This window comes from Corallococcus sp. AB045 (genome assembly GCF_003668895.1).
In the GTDB taxonomy this organism is placed as follows: Bacteria; Myxococcota; Myxococcia; order Myxococcales; family Myxococcaceae; genus Corallococcus; species Corallococcus coralloides.
This window is the reverse complement of sequence record NZ_RAWN01000305.1, coordinates 1-7,858: the sequence shown is the minus strand read 5'-3', so window position 1 is coordinate 7,858 and position 7,858 is coordinate 1. Positions and strand designations below refer to the sequence as shown.

The following is a 7,858-nucleotide window of genomic DNA, read 5'->3' as shown; positions in this document are numbered from 1 at the left end:
CCCCTGCTTCCCCGCCTCCCGCCGCCGCGCCGGCCGCCGCTGCATCTCCGGCCGCTGGCACGCCGCAGGCCGCCCCCGCCGCGCAGGCACCCACGGGCGACCAGACGGCGGATGAGGCCTTCACGTCCCGCGTGAAGACGCTGGAGGAGCAGGTCGTCGACCTGAAGGAGAAGATCTACCGCTCCAAGGCGCGCCTGCTGCTGCTCCAGGAGTCGGTGATGGGCGGCGAGCTGTCCACCGGCGCCCGCGCGGTGCTGGTGCACAAGAACGAGATGGGCAACGCGTTCCAGCTGGAGTCGGTGGTGTACGCGCTGGACGGCGCGCCCATCTTCACCCAGGTGGACACGCAGGGAGACCTGAACCGGCACCAGTCGCTGGAGGTCTTCAACGGCCGCATCGTGCCGGGCCAGCACCAGCTCGCGGTGCGCCTCGTGTACCGGGGCAGCGGCTACGGCGTGTTCAGCTACCTGGAGGGCTACAAGTTCAAGGTGCAATCCAGTTACACCTTCAACGCGGAGTCCGGAAAGGTCACCACGGTGAACGTGGTGGGTGTGGAGAAGGGCGGCCTCACCACGGACCTGAAGGACCGGCCCGCGGTGCGCTACGACATTGAAGTGGCCAAGGACACGCGCGCGAACCGGCCCGCCGGCTCCGGCTCGGAGACGGAAGGCGCTCCGGGGACACCCGCCGCGCCGGCCACCACCTCCAGCGAGCCGAAGTAGGGAGCGCAAGGCCGTGACCGCGACGCTGCACGCCCTGGCCCTCGCGCTGTCCCTCGGGGCCGCGCCCGCTCCGGCGCCCCAGGCCTCCAAGCCGGGAGCCGCGCTGCCGCCCATGCCCGCTTCGTTGAGCTCGCGCGCGGCCTCGGTGGAAGCGGTGGAGGCGCAGCTGCGCACCGCGGAGCTGTCGCTGCGCTTCGTGGAGACGCAGTTCACGGAGCGCCCCGAGCCCAGCAGCACCGACTCGCAGCTCAAGCGCTTCTCCGAGGGCGAGGTGTATTCGCTCCTGGGGGACTGGGCCGCCGCGTCCGTCCTCTTCTACGACCTGGTGAGCGACCCGGCGTTCAAGGCGAACCCGCGCTACCCGGAGGCGGTCTTCTATCTGGCGGATGCGCTCTACCAGCAGAAGAACGACATCGGCGCGAGGGTGTACCTGCGCGACGTGCTGTCGCTGAACCTGACGCCGCAGCGCTACAAGGAGGCCGTGAGCCGCTACCTCGCGGTGGCGGGCAGGCTCCAGCAGTTCGACGGCATCGACGCGTACGTGGAGAAGGCGCGGCAGCTGTCGGGCGGCGTGCTGGCGCCGGACATCGCCTACGTGCACGCGCGCGGCACGTTCAAGCGCATGGATTTGACGCCGGACGAGCACCAGCAGCGCTCGCGCGCGTTGTTCGCTCCGCTGGCGCAGGCGCCCGGCGCCTTCCGAGTGCAGGCCGTCTACCACCTGGGCGTCCTGAGCGTGCAGAGCGGGGACTACCCGGCCGCCATCGCGCAGTTCCAGCGCATCGTGGGCACCGGGCCGGAGGCCGTGGTGTCCACCGGCCTTGCGGAGGCGGAGGCCCAGCGCTTCCGCGAGCTCGCGTTCCTGTCGTTGGGCCGGCTGATGTACGAGACGGGCCGCTACGACGAGGCGCTGGACCACTACGGCCAGATTCCGCGCGAGAGCGAGTTCTTCCCGGAGTCGCTGCTGGAGGTCGCGTGGACGTACGTGCGCAAGCAGGACTTCACGCAGGCGAAGAACGCCACGGACATCCTGCTGCTCGTCGCGCCGGACTCGCAGCTCGCTCCCGAGGCACGCATCCTCCAGGGGCACCTGCTCCAGAAGCTGCGCCAGTACGACGAGGCGCTGGAGACGTATGACGGCGTGGCGCGCATGTTCACGCCCGCGCGCGACAAGGTGGACGCGCTCCTGCGCGTGAACCATGACCCGGTCGCGTACTTCGACAACCTGCTCGCGCGCAACGAGCGCTCGCTGGACGTGAGCACGCTCTTGCCCCCGCTGGCGCTGAAGTACGCGTCCACGCAGAAGGAGGTCGCGGACGCGGTGCGGATGGTGGGCGACCTGGACAGCGGCCGTCAGGGCGCGGGCGAGGCGAAGGCCATCGCGGAGCGCATCCTGGAGGCGCTGGACGCGCGCGGGCTGGAGGCCTTCCCGGAGCTGCAGGAGGGCTACGTCCGCACGGAGGCCGTGGACACCGCGCTCACCGCCGTGGAGCAGTCCCTGGTGCAGGCGGAGGCCGCGCTGGTGGAGGAGAAGCTGACGCCCGCCGAGCGCGAGAAGCTGCTCGTCGCCCAGGGCGCGCGCGAGGCCCAGCGGCTGCGCTTCGCGGCGCTGCCCACCACCAACAAGGAGCTGGAGGAGCGCCGCCACCGCATGCAGGCGAAGGTGGACGTGGTGGACCGCGAGGCCTTCCGCGTGGGCTATGAGCTCCAGAGCCTGCACGCCAACGCCGCCGCCATCCGCAAGTGGGTGGAGGACACGCGCGACGAGCGGCAGGCCGACCCCGCCGAGGAGCGCGAGTTCCTGGTGCAGCTCCAGGCGGAGATCGCCACGCTGAGGGACCTGCAGGTGGAGCTGGACCGCACGCGCGCCCGGCTCGCCAGTGAGCGCCAGTCCACGGACACGTCGCTGGAGGGCGAGGCCGCCATCCGCGCCCGCTACTCCGCCGCGCTCCAGCAGGAGCACGGCGTCCTGCGCGCCGGTGAAGGCCGGCTGTCCGGCGAGGACACCCGCGTGCTGTTGCGCATGCACACGGTGCGCACGCGCATCGACTCGCTGCGCGGACGGGTGGCGGTGGCCCGGGTGGCGCTGCGCGCGCGGCTGGAGAACCGCGTGAAGTCCATCCGCGACAAGGTGCGCGTGGAGCAGGCGCTGCTCCAGGGCTACGAGCAGGAGGTGGCCGCCGCGTCCGGCGACGCGCGCAACCTGGTGGGCCGCATCGCCTACGAGAGCTTCCGCCGCGTGCGGCAGCAGTTCTACGACCTGGTGCTCAAGGCCGACACTGGCACGGTGGACGTGGCCTTCAGCCGCACGCAGGACAACACCGCGAACATCCAGAAGGTCGCCAAGGAGAAGTCGGACGCCCTGCGCGCGCTCGACCTGGAGTTCAAGGACGTCCTGTCGTCGGAAGGGGGGGACTGAAGGCCATGCGCCGCCCTGCCCTCGCCCTCCTCATCGCCCTGGCGCCGCTGGCCGCTCACGCCGCGAAGGCCAAGACGCCTGGCCAGGCCGCGAAGAAGGCCTCCACGCCTTCAGCGCCCGCGGCCCCCGCGAAGTCCCAGCCGGCGCCCGCGGCACCGCCCGCGCCCAACACCTCGCGCTACCTGGACGGCCTGGGCCACACGGCCGAACAGGAGAAGCTGCTGCGCGACGTGAGCCGCGCGCTGGAGGCGTACGAGGCGGAGTCGCGCGACTTCCACCGCGAGGTGAGGCAGCTCATCGAGCGGCGCTACCAGCAGAAGCGCTCGGCGCTCAACAACGCCTACGAGAAGACGCTCACCGCGCTGGAGTCGCAGGAGCGCACGCAACGGCTGGACGCCATCGCCCGCTTCGAGGACTTCCTGCGGCGCTACCCGGACGAGCCTCGTGCCACGCCGGACGTGATGTTCCGGCTGGCGGAGCTGTACTACGAGCGCTCCGCGGACGAGCACCAGCTGGCGCGCAAGGACTACGCGGAGCGCGTGCGCACGATGTCCGACGAGGCGATGGCGGACCTGCCGCCGGAGCCGGACGTGGACTTCACGCCGTCCATCGGCGTGTACCGCACGCTGCTCGCGCGCTTCCCGGACTACAAGCTCAACGACGGCTCCCTGTACCTGCTGGCGTACTGCCTCAACGAACAGCACAAGGACGAGGAGAGCCTCGCCACCTACCAGCAGCTCACCACGCGCTATCCGAAGAGCCGCTTCGCCACTGACGCGTGGACGCGCATCGGCGAGTACTGGTTCGAGGAGGAGACCGACCCGGAGGCGCTGCGCAAGGCCGCGGACGCGTACACCGCCGCCACGCGCGACACGGAGCACCGGTTCTACGACAAGGCCCGCTACAAGCTGGCCTGGACGTACTACCGCATGAACTGGTTCGAGGAGTCCGTGGACAGCTTCCTGCTGCTCCTGGACCACTACCAGTCCCACCAGCAGTCCGGCAGCAAGGCGGACGAAGGCGACCTGCGCTCGGAGGCGCTCCAGTACATCGCGCTGTCGCTGGCGGACGAGACCTGGGGCGGCGTGGCCAGGGCCCGCGACCTCTTCGCGAAGCGCGGCGGGCGGCCCTACGAGGCGGAGGTGTACCGGCGGCTGGGCAACGTCTACTTCGACCAGCTCCGCAACACGGAGGCCATCGCCGCGTATCAGCAGGTGCTGTCCACCCACCCGCTCACCACGGACGCGCCCCGCCTGCAGCAGCGCATCGTCCAGGCCTACGAGCGCGACCGGCGCATGGACCTGTACGCGCGCGAGTCGGAGAAGCTGGCCAACGACTACCTGCCCGGCGGCGCCTGGTACGAGAAGAACAAGGACGACCCGAACGCGCTGTCGCACGCGCAGACGCTCGCCGAGCAGAGCCTCTACTCCGCCGCCGCGTACCAGCACCAGCAGGCGCAGACCTTCCAGAAGGAGGGCAAGGACGCGGAGGCGAAGGCCACCTACGCCGCCGCGGCGCGCGCGTACGGCACCTACCTGGAGCGCTTCCCGCGCAGCAAGACCGCGTACGCGATGCGCTTCTTCCACGCCGAGTCCCTCTTCAACTCGGACGCGTACGGCGCGGCGGCGAAGGAGTACGCGGCCGTACGCGACTCCAACCAGGACAACACCTACCGGGACGTGTCCGCGCACAACGCGGTGCTCGCCTGGAAGGCGCAGCTGGACGAGGACGTGAAGGCGGGCCGCGTGCCGGAGCGCAAGCCGCTGCGCGCCAGCGAGCGCCCCAAGGACAGCGCGCACGCGCCCGTGGCCCTGGCCCCGACGGAGGCCGCGCTCGTGAAGGCGTCCGACGCGTACGTGGCGCTGCTGCCCAAGGAGGAGGCCGCGCCGGGCATCGCCTACCAGGCCGCGGAGCTGTTCTACACGCACGACGACTTCGCCCAGGCCCGCCCCCGCTTCGAGCGCGTGGTGCAGGCGTACCCGCGCAACCCGGTGGCCGGCTACGCCACCAACCTCATCATCGAGTCCTTCCTCATCGACCAGGACTGGAAGAGCGTGGAGGAGGTCAGCGCGCGGCTCGCCAGCAACGCGCAGGTGGTGGATCCGTCCAGTGAGCAGTACCGCGAGCTGATGAAGTTCAAGCTCGCCGGCCGCTTCAACCTGGCGGACCAACTGGCCACGCAGAAGCGCTACGACGAGGCGGCCAGGAAGTACCTCCAGCTGGTGGAGGAGGCCCCCCGGCACGAGTTCGCGGACAAGGCGCTCAACAACGCGGCGGTGGCCTACGAGGAGCTGCGCCGCTTCGACTCCGCGATGAAGCTCTACGAGCGCATCTACCGCGACTACCCGAAGTCGCCGTGGGCGCACACCGCGCTGTTCCGCGTGGCCCTGAACGCGCAGAAGTCCTACGACTTCGACAAGGCCGTCACCAGCTACCAGAAGCTGGTGAAGGACTATCCGAAGGCCGAGGAGCGAGAGGCCGCGCTCTACAACGCGGCGTCGCTGCTCGAAGGACAGCAGCGCTACGCGGAGGCCGCCGCCGCCTTCCAGCGCTGCGTGGAGCTGCATCCCCACGGGAAGAACGCGCCGGAGAACCAGTACCGCGCGGCCCGCATCCTGGAGAAGCAGGGCGACACCAAGGGAGAAATCCAGGCGCTGGAGGCCTTCGTCCGCAAGTTCGCCAGCAAGGCGGACCAGGTGGAGCTGGTGGTGGACGCGAAGCGCCGCCTGGGCGACGCGTGGAAGAAGCGCGGCAACGCGAAGGAAGCCGAGCGCGCGTACGCCGCCGCCGCGGATGACTTCGACCGCCGCAAGCTGAAGCCGGACACGCAGCTGCGCGCCGCGGAAGCCGCCGCGTACAGCCGCTTCCAGCTGGCCGAGCTGGAGTTCCAGCGCTTCGACGCGTTGAAGCTCAGCGGCTCCGGCAAGGCGCTGGAGAAGAGCTTCAGCAAGAAGACCGAAGCCGTGAAGACGGTGGATGCCGCGTACGCGAAGGTCCTGCCGTACAAGCAGCTGGAATGGTCGCTGGCGTCGTTCTACCGGCGCGGCTACGCCCTGGAGCGCTTCGCGGCCACGCTGCTGGACGCGCCCGTGCCTCCGGAAGTGAAGCGCCTGGGGGACGAGGCGGTGCTGACGTACCAGGACATGCTCACGCAGCGCACCGTGGCCCTGGAAGACCGCGCGGTGGAGAGCTACGCCGCCACGCTCAAGGAGGCGCGCAACAACCGCGTCTCCAACGAGTGGACGCGCCGCACGCTGGAGTCCCTCAACCGCTTCCGCCCCAAGGAGTACCCCGTCCTCAAGGAGGCCCGGGGCGCGCTCGCGTCGGAGACCGTGTATCCGGATGGCCTGCTGGGCAGCCTCGCCGCGCCGCCCGCGCCCGCGCGCGTCGACCCGGACAAGGCGACCCGGCTCACGGAAGGGGGCACGCCATGAACGCGGGCCGCAAGTTCGCGCTCACCGGGCTCGTGCTCTGGCTGTCCGCCTGCGCCTCCGGTCCGGAGACGCGCAAGGACTCGAAGCTCACCGGGCCGGAAGCCGGACCCGCCACCGCCGTCAGCACGTCGCCGAAGTCTGGTGACGCGAAGTCTGGTGACGCGAAGCCCCAGGCGAAGGAACCGGCGCCGGTCGCTAAGTCGCTCGCCGGCCCGGAGAAGGACTTCACCAGCGCGGTGGAGGTCGCCCGGCGCGGTGAGCTGACCATCGCGGAGACCGCGCTCAAGGCCCTGCTGGAGAAGTCCCCGAAGCTGGGCCCCGCGTGGACGAACCTGGGCATCGTGCAGGAGCGCCAGGGCCGCTTCCCGGACGCGGAGCGCTCCTACCGTCAGGCGCTGGCGCTGGACCCGAACCAGGAAGCCGCGTGGGACTGCCTGGTGCGGCTGGCGGCGCGCACGGGCCGCGCGGCGTCGCTGGAGGCGGAGCTGCGCGAGGCGCTGACAAAGCAGGACTCGGTGGCCCGGCGCACGGCGCTGGCGTTGAACCTGCTGCTGCAGAAGAAGCACCCGGCCGCCGTCGCGGAGGCCCGCCGCGCGCTCCAGGTCAGCGAACAGCACGTGCCCGCGATGCAGGTGCTCGCGCAGGTGTACGCCCGCGAAGGCAAGTACGAGCTGGCCTCCATGGTGCTGGGCAACGCGCTCGCCATCGACGCGCAGGACGCGGCCACCCTCAACGCCCTGGGCCTGGTGCACCTGGGCCTCAAGGAGCGCCCCCAGGCGCTGGAGCGCTTCCGCCAGGCCATCGCGCTCAGGCCGGACTTCGCCGAGGCGCGCAACAACCTGGGCACCCTGCTCAACCAGGGCGAGGATTACGCCGGCGCCCGCGTGGAGCTGGAGGCCTCCGTGAAGGCCGCGCCGGACTTCGCCGCCGCCCACCTCAACCTGGGCAACGCGTACCGCGGCGAAGGCGACTTCCCCCGCGCCCTGGCCGAGTACGAGCGCACGCTCCAGCTCCAGCCCGACACGAAGGACGTGTACTTCAACCTGGGCCTGCTCCACCTGGACCTGGAGCCCGCAGGTATGGACGCCCTGGAGCGCCTCCAGAAGGCCGCGTCCTTCCTGGAGCAGTACAAGTCCAAGGGCGGCACCGACGAGCGCACCGCGCAGTACCTCAAGGACGCGCAGAAGAGCATCGACCGGGAGACCCGCCGCCGCGAGCGCGAGCGCAAGGAGGGCCTGAAGAAGGCCGCCGAAGCCGCCGCCCCCGCGAAGGCCCCCGAGGCA

The 7,858-nt window shown here is 70.9% G+C and carries 4 protein-coding genes; all 4 read left to right on the top strand.

What is annotated here, in order from left to right:
• The coding region (locus D7Y21_RS38875; RefSeq protein ID WP_233612462.1) for a dihydrolipoamide acetyltransferase at window positions 1–722 on the top strand (722 nt) is incomplete at its 5' end.
• Between the two features lie 13 nt (window positions 723–735).
• Window positions 736–3,141 carry a tetratricopeptide repeat protein gene (locus tag D7Y21_RS43560; RefSeq protein ID WP_121718402.1) on the top strand — a complete coding sequence of 802 codons (2,406 nt, stop codon included), beginning with the start codon at window positions 736–738 and terminating at the stop codon, window positions 3,139–3,141.
• Window positions 3,142–3,146: 5 nt separating this feature from the next.
• Complete coding sequence (locus D7Y21_RS38865) at window positions 3,147–6,575, top strand: tetratricopeptide repeat protein (RefSeq protein WP_121718401.1); 3,429 nt, start codon at window positions 3,147–3,149, stop codon at window positions 6,573–6,575.
• Window positions 6,572–7,858: tetratricopeptide repeat protein (locus D7Y21_RS38860; protein ID WP_121718400.1), on the top strand; the 1,287-nt coding region annotated here is incomplete at its 3' end. The genes D7Y21_RS38865 and D7Y21_RS38860, both read left to right, overlap by 4 nt.

Excerpts from the sequence above, each read along its gene's own strand:
- D7Y21_RS38865 (WP_121718401.1), top strand. The coding sequence starts at position 3,147 with ATGCGCCGCCCTGCCCTCGCCCTCCTCATCGCCCTGGCGCCGCTGGCC.